Raw genomic sequence first — 22,885 nt, 5'->3', positions numbered from 1 at the left:
CAGCCAGCCAGGACACCTCGACGATGGTCTTCGACTCCTTCGACATCAAATCCCTGATCCGCCCGGTAATCGACTTCCCCAAGCCAGGCGTGATCTTTCGCGACATCACCCCGCTGTTCCAGTCCCCCACCGCGCTGCGGCTGGTCATGGACAGCTTCGCCCATCGCTACGTCGAGGCCAGCTTCACGCACATCGGCGCGATGGACGCGCGCGGCTTCCTGATCGGCTCGATCCTGGCCTATCAGTTGAACAAACCGCTGGTGCTGTTCCGCAAGCAAGGTAAATTGCCAGCCGACGTTTTGGCCGAGGGTTACCAGACCGAGTACGGCGAGGCTTTCCTGGAGGTCCACGCCGACAGCCTGTGCGAGGGCGATTCGGTGGTGATGTTCGATGACCTGATCGCCACCGGCGGCACGTTGATTGCCGCCGCCAACCTGATCCGCCGCATGGGCGCCACGGTCCATGAAGCGGCCGCGATCATCGACTTGCCGGAATTGCTCGGTTCCCGGCGGCTGGAAGACATGGGCATACCGACGTTCTGCCTGACCCGGTTTTCGCTCAGCGAGAAATAATTCCCGCCAATAAAACATCTATCCCTTGTGGGAGCGAGCCTGCTCGCGAAGGCGCTGTGTCAGTACATGATTTTTTGACTGATCCACCGCTTTCGCGAGCAGGCTCGCTCCCACAGGGAGGACTTTTGTAGTTTGGTTACAGAGCGATCGGCTTGCGCCCGGCAAACGAATGCGCCAGCGTCCCGCCGTCCACCAATTCCAGCTCGCCACCCAATGGCACGCCATGGGCGATGCGGGAGGCAACCAGGCCCTTGTTGCCGAGCAACTGAGCGATGTAATGGGCGGTAGCTTCGCCTTCCACCGTCGGGTTCGTCGCGAGGATGACTTCGGTGAACGTGCCCGCCTCTTCGATGCGGGCCATCAGTTGTGGGATGCCGATGGCCTCCGGTCCCAGGCCATCAAGCGGCGACAAGTGGCCCTTGAGTACAAAGTAGCGGCCACGGAACCCGGTCTGCTCCACCGCGTAGACATCCATCGGCCCCTCCACCACGCAGAGCAGGCTGTCGTCACGACGCGGGTCGGCACACTGCGGGCAGAGGTCATCTTCGGTGAGGGTGCGGCATAAGCGGCAATGCCCTACCCCTTCCATGGCCTGGCTCAAGGCCTGGGCCAGGCGCGACCCGCCGCTGCGATCACGCTCAAGCAATTGCAACGCCATGCGCTGGGCAGTTTTCTGACCCACACCCGGCAAGGTTCGCAGGGCATCGATCAGTTGGCGGATCAAAGGGCTGAAGCTCATGGAGGAAACGTCCGACATAACAACGAGACGCGGTTTATACCCGCGCCTCCGTTTAGCGTCAAATACTCAGTCCTTCGACACGCGTATCACCAATTTGCCGAAGTTGCGCCCTTCCAGCAGCCCGATGAAAGCCTGAGGCGCGTTCTCCAGGCCATCCACCACATCTTCGCGGAACTTGACCTTGCCATCGCGCACCCACGGCGCCATCGCGCTGATGAACTCCGGCTGGCGGTCGCCGTAGTCGTCGAAGACGATGAAGCCCTGGATCCGCACGCGCTTGGTCAGCAACGTGCGTTGCAGTTGCGGCAAGCGATCCGGACCACTTGGCGGCTGATGATCGTTGTAGGACGCGATCAAGCCGCAAAGTGGGATGCGTGCCTTGGCGTTGAGCAGCGGCACCACCGCGTCGAAGACCTTGCCGCCGACGTTTTCGTAATAGATGTCGATGCCCTGGTCACAGGCCCGGGCCAGTTCGTCGGCGAAATTCGCACTCTTGTGGTCGATGCAGGCGTCAAATCCCAACTCGTCGACCACGTATTTGCATTTTTCACTGCCACCGGCCACGCCCACCACCCGCAGCCCCTTGATCTTCGCCACCTGGCCGACCACCGAGCCCACGGCGCCCGATGCCGCCGCGACCACCAGGGTCTCGCCTGCCTTGGGTTGGCCGATGTCCATCAGTCCCATGTAGGCGGTCATGCCCGGCATGCCCAGGACCCCGAGCGCCATCGAGGGGCTGGGCAGTCCGGACGGGATGGGGATAACGTTGCGGCCATCGCTGATGCAGTGGCTCTGCCAGCCCGTAGCGCCGACCACCAGATCACCTTCCTGGAATTTCGGGTGCATCGAGCGCTCCACACGACTGACGGCGCCACCGGTCATCACTTCGTCGATTTGCACCGGCGCGGCGTAGGAAGGCGCGTCACTCATACGGCCACGCATGTAGGGATCGAGCGAAAGGTACAGCGTCTTCAGCAGGATCTGCCCGTCCGCCAGGTCCGGCAGCGTCACATCTTCAAGACGGAAATTTTCCGGGGTTGGCGCACCTTGGGGGCGCGAGGCCAGGACGATGCGCTGATTGGAAATCGATGACATGGAGGCGGTCTCCTTGTTCGGTGAGTGGACACGTATAGGGAGCAGACCATTGCCGAGGGGGCGGCGTTCGATGTTTGTTCAGTTGGTCCGCAGTGCGGCCTTCGCGAGCAGGCTCGCTCCCACATTTTGATTGCGATCACCTATCCATGTGTGAGCGAGCCTGCTCGCGAAGGCGGCCTGGCATTCACGCAAAACATCCGGGCCACAAACAAAAATGCCAGGCGCGATGCCTGGCATTGTATGTAGCCCATCCCGAGCGGGATGGCGAATCAGAACGGCAGCTTCATGCCCGGCGGCAGTTGCATGCCGGCGGTCATGCCGGACATCTTGTCCTGGCTGTTGGCTTCGATCTTGCGCACCGCGTCATTGACGGCGGCGGCAAACAGGGCCTCGAGCATTTCCTTGTCGTCTTCGCTCAAGCCCTCGACCACGCTCGGATCAATGCTGACGCGCTTGATGTCGTGGCGACCGGTCATGACCACGGTCACCATGTCGCCGCCGGACTTGCCGGTGACTTCGGCGTTGGCCAGCTCTTCCTGCATCTTGGCCATTTTTTCCTGCATCTGCTGCGCCTGCTTCATCAGGCCGGCCATGCCACCTTTCATCATGGGAATCACCTCGAAAGTACGTGGATAAACACAGCGCCCGGCGTTCAGGCCGGCGCTTTCAATTATGAGCCCTGGGTAACCGGGGCCTCGACGGGTTCGATAGTATCGTGACGGACCACAGCGCCGAACTGTTGCATCATCTGCTGGATGAACGGATCGTTGTGAATCGACTCCTCGGCTTCGCGCTGGCGGTCGGCACGCCGACGGGATGCGGCCTGGGCCGGGGTTTCCTGCTCGGGCTTGATCAGCTCGATGGTCAACGTCAGGGTGCGCTGGTGATATTGGTTCAGCGCATCGTTCAGACGACGTTGCTGGGTCGCGTTGAACAGCGCGCTGTGGGCCGGGTCCAGGTGCAGCAGCCAATGGTCGCCGTCCACCGAAATCAAGGTGCAGTTGGCGGCGATGCTGCCGGTCATGCCACTGATCTGCAGTTTCGGGAACAACTCCAGCCATTGCAGCGCCAGCCCGGTGGCCGGCATTGCCGCCGGTTCCGGTTCGGGCTCCGGCGCCGGCTCGGCGGCGTGCTCGCTGGCCAGGTCGTCCAGATAGCTGTAGGCCGAGTCCATGTCCGGCTCGATATAGTCCTCGTCCAACGGCGGCTCATCGTCCAGGTCGATGCCCGGCGTGGCGACAGCAACGTCAGCCACGGTCGGCTCAGGCATCGGCGCGGCCACCCACTCGGGCGCATCGGGCACCACGCTGTCAGGCGTGGGCATCGGCATGGGCGGCAGCTCAGGCTGCTCGGCGACGGTTTCCAGCACCGGCTCCACGGCAGGCTGCTGGACGATCTCCGGCTCGACCGGGTCATTCCAAGGCAAGTCGATGATGGCTTCGGCGACCGGCTCGGATGGCGCCTCGACAGCCGGCTCAGGCCGCGACTCGACGACCGGCTCGGGCGTGGCGACGACAGCTGTCGGCTCGGCCACGGGCGCCACCGCTGCAGGGGCAGAAGCCGCTGCCGACGCAACAACGGGCGTGGCAGCCACTGGCTTGGCGGAATCAGCTGTGGCCTGGCTGATCCCCACTGGCTTTAGCGCTTGTCTCGGCGCGTCCGGCGTATCGGCCGGCCGGAACGCGAGCATGCGCAGCAGGACCATTTCGAAGCCACCACGCGGATCCGGGGCCAACGGCAGGTCGCGTCGACCGATCAGGCCCATCTGGTAATAGAACTGCACGTCTTCGGCCGGCAGCGCCTGGGCCAATGCCAGTACGCGATCGCGGTCCCCGTGACCGTTATCGACACCCTCGGGCAAGGCCTGGGCGATGGCGACACGGTGCAGTACGTTGAGAATTTCCGAGAGCACGCCATTCCAGTCCGGCCCCTGCTCGGCCAGGTGACGCACCGCTTCAAGCAGCGCCTTTGCGTCACCTTCTATCAGCGCGTGCAACACGTCATAGACCTGGCCGTGATCGAGGGTACCGAGCATGGCGCGCACATCGGCAGCCATGACCTTGCCCTCACCAAAGGCGATCGCCTGGTCGGTCAGGCTCATGGCGTCGCGCATCGAACCATCGGCAGCGCGGCCCAGCAGCCAGAGCGCGTCGTCCTCGAAGGGTACGTTCTCCACGCCGAGGACGTGCGTCAGGTGCTCGACCACCCGTTCCGGCGTCATGTTCTTCAGCGAGAACTGCAGGCAGCGCGACAGAATCGTTGCCGGAAGTTTCTGCGGGTCGGTGGTGGCCAGGATGAATTTGACGTAGGGCGGCGGCTCTTCGAGGGTCTTGAGCAGCGCATTGAAGGAATGGCTGGAAAGCATGTGCACTTCGTCGATCAGGTAGACCTTGAAGCGCCCACGGCTCGGTGCGTACTGCACGTTGTCGAGCAGCTCGCGGGTGTCTTCGACCTTGGTGCGGCTGGCGGCGTCGATCTCGATCAGGTCGACGAAACGGCCTTCGTCGATTTCCCGGCAGACCGAACATTCGCCGCAGGGCGTCGAGGTGATACCGGTTTCACAGTTCAGGCACTTGGCAATGATCCGCGCGATGGTCGTCTTGCCCACGCCACGGGTGCCGGTAAACAGGTAGGCATGGTGCAGCCGCTGGCTGTCCAAGGCATTGATCAGAGCCTTGAGCACATGGGTCTGGCCGACCATTTCGCGGAACGAGCGCGGACGCCATTTACGTGCAAGAACCTGATAACTCATCGAAAACCGTCGCAACGAAGGAACATAAGCGGCTAATGCTAGCGGAGCAGGGCCGAAATTGCATCCGGTGTGCTCGTCTAATCTGACTAAGCTTGAGTTGGGGCTCGGTTGTCGACGCGGTTTTGCACAGTCAGGAGAGTTTATGCGCTCAGCCATGGGGGCTTTGCTGTTGCTGGGTACAGGATGTTTCGCCGCCGAAGTGCCCTTGCGCTTCGCCATTACCGATGGCTGGGCCATGCCCATGGTGCAGATCGAACGGGGCCGTCCGACCCAGGGCATTCTTCCGGACGTCATGACCAGCCTGGCAACCCAGGTCGGCATACCGGCACAGTTTCATGTCCTTGCCCGCGCGCGATTGGACAGCGCCATGGAACACGGCGAAATAGACATGCGATGTTACGTCTCGCCCGACTGGGTGAAGGATAAAGGGGGCGATTACCTTTGGAGCGTTCCGCTGTTCTTTCAGCGCGATGTACTCGTTGGCTCGGCCAGCGCCTCCGCCCGAGTGACCCCGGCAACACTTGCCCAGCAGTCCATCGGCACAGTGCTCAGCTATCACTACCCGACGCTGCAACCCTTGTTCGACAACGGCCATCTGCGTCGTGACGACGCGCGCAGCCAGGACCAGGTGCTGGCGAAACTGCTGGCCGGCCGCTACCGCTATGCGGTCAGCAATCAATGGGCGCTGGACTGGTTCAATCAACGGCATGGCGCCGACCGGCAACTGCATGAGGTTGCCGTCCTCCAGGAACAGCAACTGAGCTGTTATGTGCGCAATGACCCGGACATCCCGGCGCAACGCATTCTGCGCACCTTGCTGAAGATGAAGATGTCCGGGGAAATCGACGCGATTATCAAGCTTTATACCGGCCGCAACGAAGGGTCCCAGGCCGCCTCCCCCTGACTGCACGGGTGGGCCTGCCACTGCGGCGGCGAGATGAAGTTCCTTACCCAGCCCGGTATCTCGTCGGCCGGCATGGGCCGGGCGATGAAATAACCTTGGGCCACTTCGCAGCCCAGGCGCAGCAACAATTGCCCATGTTCGAGACTGTCCAGGCCTTCCGCGACCACTTGCCGGCCGAACGCCCGGGCCAAGCCGATTACCGCCTCGGTCAGTGCCAGGTCGTCCCGGTCGTCGAGGATGTCGCGCACGAACGTCTTGTCGATCTTGATGGTTTGCGTGCGCAAGTGCTTGAGGTCATTGAGCGAGCAATAACCGGTACCGAAACCGCCCAGTGAAAACCCTACGCCCAAGGCCTGGCACGCTTGGAGGCAGGCACTGACATGGGCCAGGTTTTCCACGGCGACCGACTCGACGATCTGCAGATCGAGCATCCGCGGCGGCACCGTCGGATGCTGTTCCAGCATACGTTGCAGCCGCTCGACGAAATCCGCCCGCTGGAAATGCCGCGCCGAAATATTGATGCTCACCGGCCAGCCCTGCCCCGCCTGCTGCCATTGCTGAAGCAGCGTCAGGACCTGGCCCATGACCCATTCGCCGATCTCGACAATCAGGTCGGTCTCTTCTACCAGTGGCAGGAATTCACGCGGTGGCACCAGGCCTCGTTGCGGATGTTTCCAGCGCAACAAGGCTTCAAGGCCGACGACCGCGCCGTTGCGCATATTGACCTTGGGCTGGAAATGCAACCGCAGCTCATCGCCGGCGAGTGCCTGCCGAACCCGATCGACGATCTGGTAAGTGGCCCGCACCTCCTTGTCCCGGGATACATCAAACAGATGGAAACGGTTACGACCGCTCTGCTTGGCGACATACATGGCTTGATCGGCGTGGCGCAGCAACGTATCGGCGTCTTCGTTATCCCACGGCGACAGCGTGACACCAATGCTGGCGAAGACATTGATACTCTTGCCATCGATCGCATAGGGCATGGAAACCGCAATCAGGACCCGGTTCAACGCGGCATGCAGTTCGTCCATTCCAAGCACATGACGCAGCACCAGCACGAACTCGTCGCCAGCCAGGCGCGCCACCACATCCTCGCCGCGCACAATGCTGCGCAGCCGCCGGGCGACTTCCACCAGCAGCCGGTCACCGCTGGCATGGCCATAACCGTCGTTGACGGCCTTGAAGCCATCCAGATCGAGCATGCACACCGCCAGGGGTAGACATTCCCCTCGCGAGGACTCCAGGGCCTGGTCCAGCAGCTCGGACAGATAGGTGCGATTGGGCAACCCGGTCAGCACGTCGTGCCCGACACGCCATTGCAACGAGTGCAGCAATCGGCGCTTTTCGCTGACATCGAAGCGAATCGCCAGGTAGCGCTCGATATGCCCGGTGGTTTCGTCGGCTACCGGTACCAGGGTGGTATCGACCCAAATCAGCGTGCCGTCCTTGGACCGATTGCAGATTTCACCTTTCCAGACATTACCCAGGGCGATGGTGCGCCACATCGCACTGAAAAATTCGCTGGGGTGCTGGCCCGAGTTGAGCAACCGGTAGTTCAACCCCAGCAGCTCATCGCGTCGGTAGCCGAACAGGGCGCAGAATTGATCGTTGACGTAGGTGATGCGCCCGCTCAAATCGGTTTCGGAAAAGATCGCGGCGGCGTCAACAGCCCTGCGGTACTTCTTATCCATCGAAGCAGTCATCCATGAGTCAGGCTCGTTTGTCGCGCGCGGTTGCACCGCCCCCGGACGGGCGAAAATCAACTAGGCTCAAATACCTTGAGAAAGCTGGAGCACGGACGCTGGCGGTGCGACCTGCATGCTCCAGGCCCCGCCTTGTGTCGCTGCAAAGAAGCGCGAGCCCCGGTCTTTTCACACACCCGGCTTCTGAAGCAGGTCACCAAATCCCCATGCCAAAGGCCGATTCTACGAAACACATCACATTTTGCAAAGCAAGGTGATGGAACACGCGGTTGCCTAATGCGAAAATCTATCGTTAAGTTCTTGATTCTGAATGGGAATTAAGCGATGCAAATTTCAAGTCTGGGCTCGGCCATCAGACGCTACCGCAAAGTAGCGGGGCTTACTCAGGCTGAACTTGGCGAAAAGACCGGTTTTGACCCCAAAACCATCAGCCGCTTCGAGACCGGCACCTACACGCCCAGCGTCGAAGCCTTGTTCCTGCTGGCCAACGCACTGGACGTACAGCCCAAGGTTTTTTTCGCCGACATGGGCGAGGAAGATGAACAGCGGGCATACCTGTTCAATGTCATTCACAAAGCCACTTCGAAGGATCTTGGGAAGCTGATTGCCGCGGTTGAGCAGGCGTTGGCCAAGTCTTGAGGCACCGTCACAGCCTCCGAAATGTATCCATCCGATCATGGAGCACACGAACAATCACAACCCCGTAGGTTGTGATTTAGAAGTAAATCATATGTCGTCCGACACTATGCCGACGGTACCCAACTCGGATGTGATCACATGCTGGAGCTGTTTCCGGCTTTTGCGCCAGTTCCTGAACGCCGTTGAGATGATATCGATGTATCGATTGGCCTGCCCTAAGCCCCAATGCTGGACGGTATAGGTCCAGACTTTTTCAAGATCACGCTCGGCGGCCGGTGCAAGGCGATATTCAGCCATGCGCTTCCAGCATTCTCTTTTTGAATGCATCGGGATCGAATGATTGCGGATTTCCGCTGGACTCACCCTCTTTCAGGGCTGACCGGATAACCTCGAGTTCAGCGCTACGCTCCTGCTCGCGCCGAATCAGATCGCGGATGTATTCGCTGTCATTGGTGTAGTGACCCGCTTCGATCTGAGACTTGATCCAGCCGTCCTGCTGGTCGGTAACGGTGATGGTTTTTCGCACGGTACCCATGCATAGCCTCCGGGGAGAATGGCCGACTCAGGCGAAATTATCATACTATTGGTGCGATATCGAGATAGCCACGGTTTATCCCAGCCCAAATCTGGACAATGGAAAACCGTCGCCTCGATCAGACATCGAACCGAGCAGCAAGCAAAATATATGAGAGATTGGCAAACCTTGCGAACGAAGGCCTGGGGCGTTATGGAGGCAACCCCACCAGCCACACCCCGGCACACAATGTTCCCGCTGTGGCTGCTTCCTTCCGGATCTGACCAGGTTCACGGGTAATCGTTGCGGGGGGACCGATGGGGTCACCATAACGACGCCCGCCTGACGGCGAGCCGCGCCATTGTACCTATCTGACAAGAAGTTACAACCGTTCGTGCGGGATTAAAAACTGATTAAGCTCAAGCACTTGCTTCGGCTGATCTGCACACATCAACCCGGATGCAAGCCGGCCGGACGCTTTCGCGAGCAGGCTCGCTCCCACAGAACAGATAAGTTATCCAAAGGTGGGAGCGAGCCTGCTCGCGAAGGCGTCGGTACATTCGAGATAGGGGCAGCCTCCTTCCACAGACTACAACAGCACCTCATCCGCCCGGCCACCCTCCTCCTGGATCACCAGATGGATGAAATGCAATTTGGTGATCACTGCCGCCGGCACGACAAACGGGTAGAAATCCGGCTGGCCCATGCTGCGCGAAAGTTCGTTGAGCATGCCGGCCAGTTCGATCCAGGCGTTGACGAATGACAGGAACGCCGTACCGCCGGCGTGCTCGGGGTCGAACAGGGTTTCGGGGGGAAATGGCTGGTAGTCGAAATCCATTTCCCGCGCGCTCATGCCAAAGCCCAGCGCCGTGTCCACCGCATCCATCATGTGCAGGTAATGGGCCCAGGTTTCGGCCCAATCCTCCCACGGATGCATGGTGGCGTAGGCGCTGACGTAACGGGACTGCCAGTCCGCTGGCGCGCCTTGCTGGTAGTGCCGCTCCAGGGCTTCGGAATAGCTGGCGCGCTCGTCGCCGAACAGCTCGCGGAAGGGTTCCAGCCAATGGCTGTCGGCAATCAGGCGATCCCAATAGTAATGACCCACCTCATGGCGAAAGTGCCCGAGCAAGGTGCGATACGGCTCGCGCATCTGCTGGCGCACGTGTTCGCGGTGAGCATCGTCGGCCTCTTTGATATCGAGGGTGATGAGTCCACTGGCGTGCCCGGTCGTCGGCGGCTTGCCGTCGAGGTCGACGCCGATGAAATCGAAGGCCAGGCCAATATTTTCGTCGACGGTCTTCGGAATAACCGGCAAGCCGAGCGTGATCAGTTGTGCCACCAACCGACGCTTGGCGGTTTCGACCTTGCGCCAGCGCTCGGGGTTTTCCGGGATCGACAGATCGGGAATCGTCCGGTTCAGGCAACAAGCGATGCACAGCGTGTCTTGCCCGTTGGCGGGCAGCAGCCAGTTGCAGGACGCCGGGGTATCGAGATTGGCGCAGCGACGAAACAGCCCCGCCTGCGGATCAACGTCCAGGGTCCAGGTATCGGGGTGCTCGCCGGGTTGCAGGGACGACAGGCGGCTCTGCTCCGGCTGATAGCCCAGCGCCGCCAGGCAAGCCAGGCACTGGCTGTTGCGAAAGAATAATGACTGGCCGCAGCGACACGGCCAGATCTTGCTGTTACGTGATCGGTCGCCCAGGAACGGCGCAGCGATGCGTGAGCTCAGTTGTTCGAAGAAGCGGTACATGGCGATCTCTCCCTGGAGCCTGCAAGACTAGATCACCCTGCGTGCATGATCGTTCCCACGTTCTAGCCATGGACCACAACCCGTGGCGAGGGAGCTTGCTCCCGCTCGGCGGCGCAGCCGTCGTAAACCGGCTGATGCGGTCCACCTGGAGGGCTGCGTCGTTCCGGTTGGGGCGGCTGCGCCACCCAGCGGGAGCAAGCTCCCTCGCCACAAGAGTGGGCTGCCCACTCACACTGTGATGCCATGCCCCTTCAAGAAATCGACGAAGGCTTGTTCGTCGAGCACCTTGAGCCCCAGCTCATTGGCCTTGGCCAACTTCGACCCGGCGCCCGGCCCGGCCACTACGCAATGGGTCTTTGCCGATACGGAACCGGCCACCTTGGCGCCGAGGCTTTCCAGCTTGTCCTTGGCGATGTCGCGACTCATCAATTCCAGCGAGCCGGTCAGCACCCAGGTATGTCCCGCTTCAGGCAAACCCTCGACGACTTTTTTCTCGCTCTGCCAGTGCATGCCGAAATCCCGCAGTTGCTGCTCGGCGGCCAAGGCCTGCTCGCGGTTGGCGGCGCTGGCGAAATACTCCCGCACGGCGTTGGCCTGCTTCTCCGGCAATGCCTGGCGCATGTCCAGCCAGTCGGCATTCATGACCGCTTCGAGGGAGCCGAATTTGTCCGCCAGTTTTTGCGCCCCTCCCGGTCCGACCGAAGGGATGTGCAGCTTGTCGAGGAAGCCGCCCAGGGTAGTGCTGGCGGAAAATTCGGCGCCGAGTTCGCCCTGGTCCTGGATCTCCAGGCCATGCCGCAGCAAATCCTTGATCACCTGGCGATTGTGCGGATCCTCAAAAAAGCTGTGGATCTCATGAGCGACCTCCAGGCCGACATCCGGCAAGTACGTCAGCACTTGGGGCAAGGCCGCCTGCACGCGCTCCAGCGAACCGAGGGAGCGGGCCAGGACCTTGGCGGTTTCCTCGCCCACGTCCGGAATGCCGAGGGCATAGATGAAGCGCGCCAGGCTCGGCTTCTTGCTGTCGACGATAGCCGCCAGCAGGTTCCTGCTCGACAACTCGGCGAAACCTTCCAGATCGACCACTTGCTCGAACGTCAGCGCGTAGAGATCGGCTGGCGAGCCCACCAGGCCTTCATCCACCAACTGCTCGACGCTTTTTTCACCCAGGCCTTCGATGTCCATCGCCCGGCGCGAGACAAAGTGGATGATCGCCTGCTTGAGTTGCGCGCCGCAGGCCAGCCGACCGACGCAGCGGTACACCGCGCCTTCGCTGACGGTTTCGCGGCCCTTGCTGCGCTTGATCAGTTGCGTGCGCTCGACATGGGAACCGCAGACCGGACACTGTTCAGGCACCTGCACCGCCCGGGCGTTGTCCGGACGACGCTCGGTGACGACCTGCACCACCTGCGGAATGACGTCGCCGGCGCGGCGAATGATCACCGTATCGCCGATCATCAAGCCCAGCCGCGCCACTTCGTCCATGTTGTGCAGCGTGGCATTGGCCACGGTCACGCCAGCCACCTTGACCGGCTTGAGCCGCGCCACGGGGGTGACGGCGCCGGTGCGGCCGACCTGGAACTCTACGTCCAGCAACTCGGTGAGTTCTTCGCTGGCGGGGAATTTATGCGCGATGGCCCAGCGCGGCTCCCGTGCCCGGAAACCCAGCTCGCGCTGCGAGGCGATGCTGTTGACCTTGAACACCACGCCGTCGATTTCGTAGGGCAGCGAATTGCGCCGCTCGCCAATGTCGCGGTAGTAGTCCAGGCACTCATCGATGCCGTGGGCCAGCTTCAGCTCGCGGCTGACGGGCATGCCCCAGGCCTTGAGCTGCTTGAGGTTGCCGATGTGGGTATCGGCGATGTCCGAGGTCACCTGGCCGATGCCATAGCAGCAGAACTCCAGGGGACGGTTGGCGGTGATCCTCGAATCCAGCTGGCGCAAGCTGCCCGCCGCAGCGTTGCGCGGGTTGGCGAAGGTCTTGCCGCCCGCCTCCAGTTGCGTAGCGTTGAGGCGCTCGAAACCGGCCTTGGACATGTACACCTCGCCACGCACTTCCAGCACCGGTGGCCAGCCGCTGCCCTGCAGCTTGAGGGGAATATTGCGCACGGTGCGCACGTTGACACTGATGTCCTCGCCCGTGGTCCCGTCGCCGCGCGTCGCCCCGCGCACCAGCATGCCGTCCTGATACAACAGGCTGACGGCCAGGCCATCGAGTTTCGGTTCACAGCTGTATTCCACCGCCGCGCCAGCGCCGAGCAAATCGCCGGTGGGCAGGTCAAGACCTTCGGTCACCCGGCGGTCGAACTCGCGCATGGTGGTTTCGTCGAAGGCGTTGCCCAGGCTGAGCATCGGGATCTCATGACGCACCTGGCTGAACGCCGACAGCGCCACGCTGCCGACCCGCTGGGTCGGGGAATCGCTGGTCACCAGCTCCGGATGCTGCTCTTCCAGGGCCTTGAGTTCGTGGAACAGGCGATCGTACTCGGCGTCCGGGATGGTGGGTTCGTCAAGGACGTGGTAGCGATAGTTATGCTGGTCCAGCTCGGAGCGCAGCTCCAGGATGCGGGTTTCGACGGCGTTCATGGGTGTTCTCTCATAAAGCAAAAGAGCAGCCTGGGCTGCTCATTTTTCAAGACATTTTGCGGAGGGCTTCGCCCTCCAGCGGGAGCAAGCTCCCTCGCCACAAAAAAGCTCCTGGCCAAAGACTGACTTCAGCGCTTCTGGGTCAGTGCCCGGCGCTCGAACTCGACGATGCGCTGGCGGTAGTGCTCGATGGTCTGGGCGGTCAGCACGCTGCGCTGGTCATCCTTCAATTCACCGTTGAGTTCCTGGGCCAGCTTGCGAGCCGCGGCCACCATCACATCGAAAGCCTGTTTTGGATGGCGCGGGCCTGGCAGCCCGAGGAAGAAGCTCACCGCAGGGGTACTGAAGTGATCGATGTCGTCCAGATCGAACACGCCTGGCTTGACGGCGTTGGCCATGGAAAACAGCACCTCGCCATTGCCTGCCATGCTTTCGTGGCGATGGAAAATATCCATTTCGCCGAAACGCAGGCCACTTTCGAGAATGTTCTGCAGCAGCGCCGGGCCCTTGAAGCCGGCTGGATCGCGGCAGATCACACTGATCACCAGCACTTCTTCAGCCTGGGCCTGGTCCTTGTCGCTACTGGAACCGGAGGCCTTGCTCTCGTCCGGGAAATCACCGTCGCGGCTGCTGAAACCCGGACCGCCATCAAGATCCAGGTTCAGGTTCAGGTCGCCCTGGGACGGCTCACTGTTGCGCTTGCCGCGCTTGGAGCCCGACTCACGTGGCTCGCGCGCCGGCGCGCTCATGGACGGCAGGTCGTGTTCGTCCAGCTGCGGCTCCTTGTGGGTATCCAGCACCCGGGGCGGGCCCAGCAGTTCGGCACTGTCATCTTCATCCGGCAGGTTCGACAGGCTGCGATCCAGGCGAAACTTGAGTTTCCCCTTGCCGCCGCGCATGCGACGCCAGCCGTCGAAAAGAATACCGGCAATGACAATGATGCCGATGACGATCAGCCACTCGCGCAGACCGATTTCCATGTAATCCCGTGCCTCTATAAAAATGCTGATAAATAAGGGGCTTAGCTATTTGCAAACCGCTTTAAAACGTGGCGCCAACTCTATGTTCTGAATGGCGTTTTGCCCACGCACACGAAAAATTGACATTAAACTAGCACGACCAAAGACAACTTTACACCGTCTGTCGCATTGGCTTATGCCCAATCTGTGAATTGAGTGACAAGCCAAAAGGGTAAAAAGGCCTACAACGCCCTACGCAAAGCGCCTACAGACATGCCTTACGCATCAACCATCGCCATGGCCTCTTCCACATCCACCGCCACCAGTCGCGAGCAACCCGGCTCGTGCATGGTGACGCCCATCAACTGATCGGCCATTTCCATGGCGATTTTGTTATGGGTGATGTAGATGAACTGCACCGTTTCAGACATTTCCTTTACCAGGCGTGCGTAACGGCCGACGTTGGCGTCGTCCAGTGGCGCATCGACTTCGTCGAGCATGCAGAACGGCGCCGGATTCAACTTGAAAATGGCAAAAACCAGGGCCAATGCGGTCAGGGCCTTTTCGCCACCGGAAAGCAAATGAATGGTGCTGTTCTTCTTGCCGGGAGGACGCGCCATGATTGTCACCCCAGTATCGAGTAGATCTTCGCCCGTCAGTTCCAAATAGGCACTGCCGCCGCCGAAAACTTTCGGGAAAAGTGCCTGCAAACCGCCGTTGATCTGATCAAAGGTATCCTTGAAGCGATTGCGGGTTTCCTTGTCGATCTTGCGAATGACGTTTTCCAGGGTCTCCAGCGCCTCCACCAGGTCATCGTTCTGGGCGTCGAGGTAGCGCTTGCGCTCGGACTGCTGCTGATACTCGTCGATGGCGGCCAGGTTGATCGCGCCCAGGCGCTGGATGCGCGCGGCGATGCGTTCGAGTTCTTCCTCGGCCTCTTTCTCGTTGGCACCTGCCACGAGGGTGGCGAGCACTCCGTTGAGGTCGTAGCCGTCCTCCAGCAACTGGTCCTGCAAGGCTTTGCGGCGGACCGTCAGGGCCTGCCATTCCATGCGCTGCTGCTCCATCTGGCCGCGAATCAGCTGGGATTGCTGCTCGGCCTGGCTGCGGCGCTTCTCCGCGTCGCGCAATTCGCGGTCGGCGTCCTCCAGCGCGATCTGCGCGGTCTTGAGTTCTTCGTCGACGCTCATGCGTTTGTCGAGCAATTCCTCGAGTTTCAGCCGCAGCTCCTCCAGCGGCGCCTCGCCCTCCTCCAGGTTGAGGCTCAGCTGTTCGCGCTTTTCGGTGAGGCGTTCGGATTGCATTTCCAAACGTTCCAACGCCTGGCGCGTGGAATCGTACTGGGCCTGGAGCGAGCCCAGGCGCACCGCCAGCTGATGGGCATGATCCTTGTGTTGGCGCGCTTCCTGGCGCACCCGATCGAGGCGTTCGCGCAGGCTGTCGCGCTGGGCCAGGAGCAATTCGCGTTGTTCGGTGTCCAGCGCCATGGCGTCGAGGGCTTCCTGCAATTGCAGGCGCGCCTCGCCGATCTGTCCGTGCTCCAGCGCCCGCTGTTCGCCCAACTCGGCGATTTCTTCATCGAGACGGGTGCGCCGCAGGGCCAGTTGCTCGACCTTGGCCTTGCCGGCGGACAGCTGCGCCTTGAGTTCGCCCTGCTGGCGCGCCTCGTCCTGCAACAACCGGCGCAGGTGTTCGCGACCGTTTTCCTGTTGACGCTGTTGCGCCCGCAGGTTCTGCAATTCGGTTTCCAGGGCTTCGACGCTGGCCTCGCGCTCTTCGCGCTCGGCGCCCAGGCGCTGGATTTCCTGGCCACGGGCGAGCATGCCGCTTTCGGCCTCGCCGGCCCGGCGCACCCGCAGGAAATGCCGGCCGAGCCAATACCCGTCACGACTGATCAGGCTCTCGCCGACGGCCAATTGACCACGCAAGGCCAGGGCCTGCTCCAGGCTATCCACGGGTTTGACCTGACCCAACCAGGGCGACAAGTCAACCTGGGCCTCGACTTTGTCCAGCAGGCTTCCAGGGATCCGCACGCCATCGTCAGCCGGACTGAGCAGACGCAAATCGCCTTGGGCAAACCCCGAGAGATCGAAGCCGGCGAAATCGTCCACCAGCACCGCTTGCAGGTCGGCGCCCAGCACGGTTTCCACCGCCAGCTCCCAGCCTGCGTCGACTTTCAGTCCTTCGGCCAGACGCGGGCGTTCGGCCAGATGTTGGTCGCGCAACCACTCGGCCGTGCCGGTGCCTGGGTCCAGCGCGGCCTGTTGCAAAGCTTCCAGCGAGGCCAGGCGGCCGTTGAGGCGCTGCAGTTCGCCCTGGGCCTGCTGCTGGTTCTGCAAGGCCAGTTGCAAGGCTTGGCGCAGTTGTTCCAAACGCTCGACCTGGGCGTCTTCACTGGCCTGCAAATCTTCCAGGGTCGCTTCGCTGGTGGCGAGCTGCTCGCTCAGGTCGAGGATCGCCGCATCTTCGGGATCCGCAGCGAGCAATGCCCGCTCTTCAGCCAGGCGCCGTTGCCGTTCAGCCAAACGCTCCATGCTGGTTTCGAGCTGCTGGATGCGCGACTGCTGCACCTCGGCCTGGCGCCGCGGTTCGGCGGAAGTCAGGTTGAAACTGTCCCACTGCTCCTGCCAGCCGTGCATGGTCAGCTCGGCTTCTTCGAGGGCTGCCGCGGCCTCTTCGGCGGCGGCGCTGGTGATTTCCTGTTCCGGCGTAAGACGGTCCAGTTCTTCGCCAAGGGTCAGCAGCAAGGTGCGGTCATGGCCCAGGTGGGATTCGGTCTCCAGGCGTGCGCGCTCGGCTTCCTTCAAATCGTCCTGTAACTGGCGCAAACGCTGCTGGCCGTGCTGGATGCTCTGTTCGACCCGGGCAATGTCGCCGCCCACCGAATAGAAGCGTCCTTGCACCAGATTGAAGCGCTCGGACAGCTCGTGGTGCCCGTCGCGCAGGCGTTCGATGGCGGCATCGGCATTGCGCTGCTCGGCCACCAGTGCTTCGAAACTGACTTCCTGGTTGCCGATGATCGCCTCTCGCTGGCCGACCTGTTCGTTCAACGCCTGCCAGCGCAACGCTGACAACTGGGCCTTGAGCTGGCGCTCCTCGCCCTTGTATTCCTGATACTTCTTGGCGGCCTCGGCCTGGCGATGCAGTCGTTCGAGCTGACGTTCGAGCTCCTCGCGCAAGTCGGTCAGGCGCGCAAGGTTCTCGTGGGTACGGCGGATGCGGTTTTCGGTCTCGCGGCGCCGCTCCTTGTACTTGGAGATGCCGGCGGCTTCCTCGATGAAATTACGCAGGTCTTCCGGCTTGGCCTCGATCAGCTTGGAGATCATGCCCTGCTCGATGATCGAGTAGCTGCGCGGGCCCAGGCCGGTGCCGAGGAATATATCGGTGATGTCGCGGCGACGGCATTTGGTGCCGTTGAGGAAATAGCTGTTCTGGCTGTCGCGGGTCACTTTGCGACGAATGGAGATTTCCGCGTAGGCCGCGTATTCACCGATCAAAGTGCCGTCGGAGTTATCGAACACCAGTTCGATACTGGCCTGGCTCACCGGCTTGCGACTGGTGGAGCCGTTGAAGATGACGTCGGTCATCGATTCGCCGCGCAGGTTCTTGGCCGAGCTTTCGCCCATCACCCAGCGCACGGCGTCGATGATGTTCGACTTGCCGCAGCCATTGGGCCCGACCACCGCCGCCATGTTACTGGGGAAGTTCACCGTAGTCGGGTCGACGAAGGACTTGAACCCCGCCAGCTTGATGCACTTGAGTCGCACGTCAGGCCGCCGTCAGGGCCGAAACCACCAGATCGCAACTGCGCTGGGCATAGGCCGTCAGCACGATGCGGATCTGCGGCAGATCACGGGCCAGCACCGCCACAAGCAGGCGCTGGAACAGGTCGAGGAATTCGCTCATTTCAGCCTTGCGCTGTTCAAGTGCCAGGAAGTAGGCGCGGCTCATCGCCGGTTGCAGATTCTCGACGGTCTCTTGCAGATACGGATTGTCGGCAAACGGATAGGCCGCGCGCATCACGCTGAAGCTTTCATCGACGAAGGTGCGGATGTCCTGGCGCTCGTAAGCTTGCTGGAGGCGCTGCTGGATCGCCACGAACGGGGCCATGTCGGCCTGTTCCTTCCAGCCATGAGCCACCGCATTGCCCAGCAGGATGTAGAGCTCGCTCATCAACGCGCACAGGCTGCGCACCTTGTGCTCGGTAAGCTCGGTGACGTGGGCGCCACGGCGCGGCAGGATAGCGATCAGATGACGCCGCTCGAGGATCAGCAAAGCCTCGCGGACCGAGCCGCGACTGACATTGAGCGCCAGCGTGACCTTCTGCTCCTGGATGCGCTCTCCCGGTTTCATTTCGCCGCGAATGATGCGTTCGGCGAGGTAATGGGCGATTTGCTCGGCGAGGCTGTCCGGGGCCTTGAACGTCATGGTTGTCCTTGAAACTCTTCGATCTGCACAAGCGGCGCAGTGTAGCGCACTCGATACGTCATGGCGCAGGGCCTGCACCGGGTTTTTGGCACGATATAAGCAAAAACTTCAGGAGTTTGCACTGAAACAAAAAACTGTGGGAGCGAGCTTGCTCGCGATAGCGGTCTGTCAGCTTGCATCCATACTTAATGTAACGCCGTCATCGCGAGCAAGCTCGCTCCCACAGGGCTCTACAGTGTCCATAGGTCATTGAGTATCGACAAAACAGCTTTTCTTGACCTTTAAGTCAGAAAATCGTTGACCGAAAAGTCAGAACTGCTAAATTCAGCCCACGTCGATACAACAATAATGAATCTGCGAGGCCTTCCGTGATCCAGTTTTTACTCAACCAGGAACTCCGTAGCGAGCACGCCCTGGACCCGAACCTGACCGTGCTCAACTATCTGCGCGAGCATGTCGGCAAACCCGGCACCAAAGAAGGCTGCGCCAGCGGCGACTGTGGCGCATGCACCGTGGTGGTGGGCGAACTGGAAACGGACGCGAACGGTAGCGAGCGCATCCGCTACCGCAGCCTCAATTCGTGCCTGACCTTCGTCTCGTCGCTGCACGGCAAGCAACTGATCAGCGTCGAAGACCTCAAGCACAATGGCCAGTTGCACAGCGTCCAACAGGCGATGGTCGACTGCCACGGCTCGCAATGCGGTTTCTGCACCCCGGGCTTCGTCATGTCACTGTTCGCCCTGCAAAAGAACAGCGAACAACCCGACGCCCACAAGGCCCACGAAGCCTTGGCCGGCAACCTGTGCCGCTGCACCGGCTACCGGCCGATCCTGGCGGCGGCCGACCAGGCCTGCTGCAGCAAACAACCGGACCAGTTCGACGCCCGCGAAGCCCAGACCATCGCCCGCCTGAAAGCCATTGCCCCGACCGAAACCGGCGAGCTCAACAGCGGTGACAAGCGTTGCCTGGTGCCGCTGACCGTGGCCGACCTGGCCGACCTCTACGACGCCTATCCGCAGGCGCGGCTACTGGCTGGCGGCACCGATTTGGCCTTGGAGGTCACGCAGTTCCACCGCACCCTGCCGGTGATGATCTACGTGGGCAACGTCGCCGAACTCAAGCGCATCGAGCGTTTTGATGACCGTTTGGAAATCGGCGCCGCCACCGCACTCTCCGATTGCTACGAGGCTTTAAAAGCCGAATACCCGGATTTCGGCGAGCTGCTGCAGCGTTTCGCCTCGCTACAGATCCGCAACCAGGGCACGTTGGGCGGCAATATCGGCAACGCCTCGCCCATCGGCGACTCCCCGCCCCTGCTGATCGCCCTCGGCGCGCAGATCGTGCTGTGCAAGGGCCAGGCCCGCCGCACCCTGGCCCTGGAGGACTATTTCATCGACTACCGGGTAACCGCCCGCCAGGAAAGCGAATTCATCGAAAAGATCATCGTGCCCCGAGCCAGCGCCGAACAGACGTTCCGCGCCTACAAGGTTTCCAAGCGCCTGGACGATGACATTTCCGCGGTCTGCGCGGCGTTCAACCTGCGTCTTGAAAACGGTCTGGTGGAGGACGCGCGTGTCGCCTTCGGCGGCATGGCCGCAACACCCAAGCGTGCCAGGCACTGTGAAGCCGCACTGATCGGCGCGCCGTGGAACGACAGCACCATCGAACGCGCCTGCGCGGCCCTGGCCGAGGATTTCACGCCGCTGTCGGACTTCCGCGCCAGCAAGGAATACCGTCTGCTCAGCGCCCGCAATCTGCTGCGCAAATACTTCATCGAGCTGCAAACGCCGCACATCGAGACTCGGGTGACCGCTTATGTCTAACCATCACGCCGTAGAGAAGACCCAGGCCGAACTGGCCGAGCTGTTCGCTCGTGACCTGACCACGGGCGTGGGCCGCAGCGTCAAGCACGACAGCGCCGCAAAACACGTGTCCGGCGAGGCCCAGTACATCGATGATCGGCTGGAATTCCCCAACCAGTTGCACGTCTATGCCCGGCTGTCGGACCGCGCCCATGCGCGAATCCTGCGTATCGACACCACGCCCTGCTATGCCTTCGAAGGGGTGCGCATCGCCATTACCCATCAGGACATACCGGGCCTGAAGGACATTGGCCCGTTGTTGCCCGGCGACCCGCTGCTGGCGATCGACGACGTGCAGTTCGTCGGCCAACCGGTACTTGCCGTGGCGGCCAGGGATCTGGAGACCGCACGCCAGGCAGCCATGGCCGCGATCATTGAATATGAAGACCTCGAACCGGTGCTGGATGTGGTCGAGGCGCTGCGCAAGCGGCACTTCGTGCTCGACAGTCACACCCACCAGCGCGGCGATTCGGCCACGGCGCTGGCCACCGCCGAACACCGCATCCAGGGCTCGCTGCACATCGGCGGCCAGGAACACTTTTACCTGGAAACCCAGATTTCCTCGGTGATGCCCACCGAAGACGGCGGCATGATCGTCTACTGCTCGACCCAGAACCCCACCGAAGTGCAGAAGCTGGTGGCCGAAGTGTTGGGCGTGTCGATGAACAAGGTCGTGGTGGACATGCGCCGCATGGGCGGCGGCTTTGGCGGCAAGGAAACCCAGGCCGCCAGCCCGGCCTGCCTGTGCGCCGTCATCGCGCACCTCACCGGCCAGCCGACCAAGATGCGCCTGCCCCGGGTGGAGGACATGCTGATGACCGGCAAGCGCCATCCTTTCTATATCGAATACGACGTTGGCTTCGACGACACCGGGCGCCTGCATGGCATCGCCCTGGAACTGGCCGGCAACTGCGGTTGCTCGCCGGACCTGTCGGCCTCGATTGTCGACCGGGCGATGTTCCATGCCGACAATGCCTACTACCTGGGCGATGCGACCATCAACGGCCATCGCTGCAAGACCAACACCGCGTCGAACACCGCTTACCGTGGTTTCGGCGGGCCCCAAGGCATGGTCGCCATCGAAGAGGTGATGGATGCCATCGCCCGACACCTGGGGCTCGACCCGCTGGCGGTGCGCAAGGCCAACTACTACGGCAAGACCGAGCGCAACGTCACGCACTACTACCAGACCGTCGAGCACAACATGCTCGAGGAAATGACCGCTGAACTGGAAGAAAGCAGCCAGTACGCCGAACGCCGCGAAGCGATCCGCCGCTACAACGCAGGCAGCCCGATCCTCAAGAAGGGCCTGGCGTTGACGCCGGTGAAGTTCGGCATTTCCTTCACCGCCAGTTTCCTCAACCAGGCCGGGGCTCTGATCCACGTCTACACCGACGGCAGCATCCACCTGAACCACGGCGGCACGGAAATGGGCCAAGGGCTCAATACCAAAGTCGCCCAAGTGGTGGCCGAGGTGTTCCAGGTGGAAATGGACCGCGTGCAGATCACCGCGACCAATACCGACAAGGTCCCGAACACCTCGCCCACCGCCGCGTCCAGCGGCGCCGACCTGAACGGCAAGGCCGCGCAGAATGCCGCCGAAACCATCAAGCAACGCCTGGTCGAATTCGCCGCGCGGCAATACAAGGTCAGCGAAGAGGACGTGGAATTCCACAACGGTCACGTGCGGGTGCGCGATCACATCCTGACCTTCGAGGCGCTGGTGCAACAGGCCTACTTCGCCCAGGTCTCGCTGTCGAGCACCGGCTTCTACAAGACCCCGAAAATCTACTACGACCGCAGCCAGGCCCGTGGCCGGCCGTTCTATTACTACGCCTTCGGCGCGGCGTGTGCCGAGGTGATCGTCGACACCCTCACTGGCGAATACAAGATGCTGCGCACCGACATCCTCCACGACGTTGGCGCCTCGCTGAACCCGGCCATCGACATCGGCCAGGTCGAGGGCGGTTTCATCCAGGGCATGGGCTGGCTGACCATGGAAGAACTGGTGTGGAACGACAAGGGCAAGCTGATGACCAATGGCCCGGCCAGCTACAAGATCCCGGCCGTGGCCGACATGCCGTTGGACCTGCGGGTGCGACTGGTGGAAAACCGCAAGAACCCCGAAGACACGGTGTTCCATTCCAAGGCCGTGGGCGAGCCGCCGTTCATGCTCGGCATCGCCGCGTGGTGCGCCATCAAGGACGCCGTGGCGAGCCTGGGGGATTATCGGCAGCAACCGAAAATCGATGCGCCGGCGACGCCAGAGCGGGTGTTGTGGGGATGCGAGCAGATGCGTGGGTTGAAGGTGGTCAAGGCTGAGGAAGCTGAAGCCGAAGTGGCTTCGCTCTAGACCGCGGCGCGGCCAATCGCGAGCAA

General features: G+C 61.8%; 17 protein-coding genes and 1 other RNA gene. 5 read left to right on the top strand and 13 right to left on the bottom strand.

Annotated features, from left to right (window positions below):
* Nucleotides 1-23 precede the first annotated feature (23 nt).
* Nucleotides 24-572: an adenine phosphoribosyltransferase gene (locus PSH78_RS09275; protein WP_305499944.1), complete on the top strand. Its 549-nt coding sequence runs from the start codon at nt 24-26 to the stop codon at nt 570-572.
* A 136-nt stretch (nt 573-708) separates the two neighbouring features.
* Here PSH78_RS09275 and recR read toward each other — a convergent pair whose 3' ends face one another.
* The 4 genes from recR to dnaX all read right to left on the bottom strand — a co-directional run bounded on the left by recR (nt 709) and on the right by dnaX (nt 5,158).
* A complete protein-coding gene (gene recR / locus PSH78_RS09270) occupies nt 709-1,311 on the bottom strand; it encodes a recombination mediator RecR (RefSeq protein ID WP_305499942.1) in 603 nt (200 codons plus the stop codon).
* Between the two features lie 66 nt (nt 1,312-1,377).
* On the bottom strand, nt 1,378-2,406 hold the full coding sequence (locus PSH78_RS09265; RefSeq protein ID WP_305499940.1) for an NADP-dependent oxidoreductase: 1,029 nt from the start codon (nt 2,404-2,406) through the stop codon (nt 1,378-1,380).
* A 269-nt stretch (nt 2,407-2,675) separates the two neighbouring features.
* A complete protein-coding gene (locus PSH78_RS09260) occupies nt 2,676-3,014 on the bottom strand; it encodes a YbaB/EbfC family nucleoid-associated protein (RefSeq protein WP_003183512.1) in 339 nt (112 codons plus the stop codon).
* A 62-nt stretch (nt 3,015-3,076) separates the two neighbouring features.
* The gene (dnaX, locus tag PSH78_RS09255; protein ID WP_305499939.1) at nt 3,077-5,158 is read right to left on the bottom strand and encodes a DNA polymerase III subunit gamma/tau; all 2,082 of its coding nucleotides are present in this window, start codon (nt 5,156-5,158) and stop codon (nt 3,077-3,079) included.
* 142 nt (nt 5,159-5,300) lie between these two features.
* Here dnaX and PSH78_RS09250 point away from each other — a divergent pair, with 142 nt between their 5' ends.
* On the top strand, nt 5,301-6,062 hold the full coding sequence (locus PSH78_RS09250) for an ABC transporter substrate-binding protein (protein WP_305499937.1): 762 nt from the start codon (nt 5,301-5,303) through the stop codon (nt 6,060-6,062).
* Here the strand turns inward: PSH78_RS09250 and PSH78_RS09245 are convergent.
* Complete coding sequence (locus PSH78_RS09245; protein ID WP_305499935.1) at nt 6,020-7,756, bottom strand: bifunctional diguanylate cyclase/phosphodiesterase; 1,737 nt, start codon at nt 7,754-7,756, stop codon at nt 6,020-6,022. The genes PSH78_RS09250 and PSH78_RS09245 overlap by 43 nt on opposite strands.
* A 336-nt stretch (nt 7,757-8,092) precedes the next feature.
* Here PSH78_RS09245 and PSH78_RS09240 point away from each other — a divergent pair, with 336 nt between their 5' ends.
* Nucleotides 8,093-8,407: a helix-turn-helix domain-containing protein gene (locus PSH78_RS09240; RefSeq protein WP_305499933.1), complete on the top strand. Its 315-nt coding sequence runs from the start codon at nt 8,093-8,095 to the stop codon at nt 8,405-8,407.
* Nucleotides 8,408-8,494: 87 nt separating this feature from the next.
* On the opposite strand, the gene PSH78_RS09235 is transcribed toward PSH78_RS09240, so the two are convergent.
* The 8 genes from PSH78_RS09235 to PSH78_RS09200 all read right to left on the bottom strand — a co-directional run bounded on the left by PSH78_RS09235 (nt 8,495) and on the right by PSH78_RS09200 (nt 18,644).
* On the bottom strand, nt 8,495-8,704 hold the full coding sequence (locus PSH78_RS09235) for a type II toxin-antitoxin system RelE/ParE family toxin (RefSeq protein WP_370871082.1): 210 nt from the start codon (nt 8,702-8,704) through the stop codon (nt 8,495-8,497).
* Entirely contained in the window at nt 8,697-8,942 is a 246-nt protein-coding gene (locus tag PSH78_RS09230; RefSeq protein ID WP_305499932.1) for a type II toxin-antitoxin system ParD family antitoxin, read from the bottom strand. Before PSH78_RS09230 ends, PSH78_RS09235 begins: the two co-directional genes overlap by 8 nt.
* Before the next feature lie 202 nt (nt 8,943-9,144).
* An RNA gene (gene ffs, locus PSH78_RS09225) (signal recognition particle sRNA small type) lies at nt 9,145-9,241 on the bottom strand.
* Nucleotides 9,242-9,510: 269 nt separating this feature from the next.
* A complete protein-coding gene (locus tag PSH78_RS09220) occupies nt 9,511-10,671 on the bottom strand; it encodes a putative zinc-binding metallopeptidase (protein ID WP_305499930.1) in 1,161 nt (386 codons plus the stop codon).
* Nucleotides 10,672-10,899: 228 nt separating this feature from the next.
* Nucleotides 10,900-13,257 (bottom strand): NAD-dependent DNA ligase LigA, encoded by a 2,358-nt coding sequence (ligA, locus tag PSH78_RS09215; RefSeq protein WP_305499928.1) that lies wholly within the window; start codon nt 13,255-13,257, stop codon nt 10,900-10,902.
* Nucleotides 13,258-13,385: 128 nt separating this feature from the next.
* Nucleotides 13,386-14,237 (bottom strand): cell division protein ZipA, encoded by an 852-nt coding sequence (zipA, locus tag PSH78_RS09210; protein WP_305499927.1) that lies wholly within the window; start codon nt 14,235-14,237, stop codon nt 13,386-13,388.
* A gap of 257 nt (nt 14,238-14,494) precedes the next feature.
* Nucleotides 14,495-17,983 (bottom strand): chromosome segregation protein SMC, encoded by a 3,489-nt coding sequence (gene smc, locus PSH78_RS09205; protein ID WP_305499925.1) that lies wholly within the window; start codon nt 17,981-17,983, stop codon nt 14,495-14,497.
* Nucleotide 17,984: 1 nt separating this feature from the next.
* A complete protein-coding gene (locus PSH78_RS09200) occupies nt 17,985-18,644 on the bottom strand; it encodes a GntR family transcriptional regulator (RefSeq protein WP_305499923.1) in 660 nt (219 codons plus the stop codon).
* Between the two features lie 368 nt (nt 18,645-19,012).
* On the opposite strand from PSH78_RS09200, the gene xdhA reads away from it, so the two are divergent.
* Both xdhA and xdhB read left to right on the top strand, forming a co-directional pair.
* A complete protein-coding gene (gene xdhA, locus PSH78_RS09195) occupies nt 19,013-20,467 on the top strand; it encodes a xanthine dehydrogenase small subunit (protein ID WP_305499922.1) in 1,455 nt (484 codons plus the stop codon).
* On the top strand, nt 20,460-22,859 hold the full coding sequence (gene xdhB, locus PSH78_RS09190; protein WP_305499921.1) for a xanthine dehydrogenase molybdopterin binding subunit: 2,400 nt from the start codon (nt 20,460-20,462) through the stop codon (nt 22,857-22,859). The genes xdhA and xdhB overlap by 8 nt, the downstream gene beginning before the upstream one ends.
* The last annotated feature ends 26 nt before the right edge of the window (nt 22,860-22,885 follow it).

The sequence above is a fragment of the Pseudomonas sp. FP198 genome, assembly GCF_030687895.1.
In the GTDB taxonomy this organism is placed as follows: domain Bacteria; phylum Pseudomonadota; class Gammaproteobacteria; order Pseudomonadales; family Pseudomonadaceae; genus Aquipseudomonas.
The sequence above is the reverse complement of the archived record's forward strand: the minus strand, read 5'-3'. Positions and strand labels throughout refer to the sequence as shown.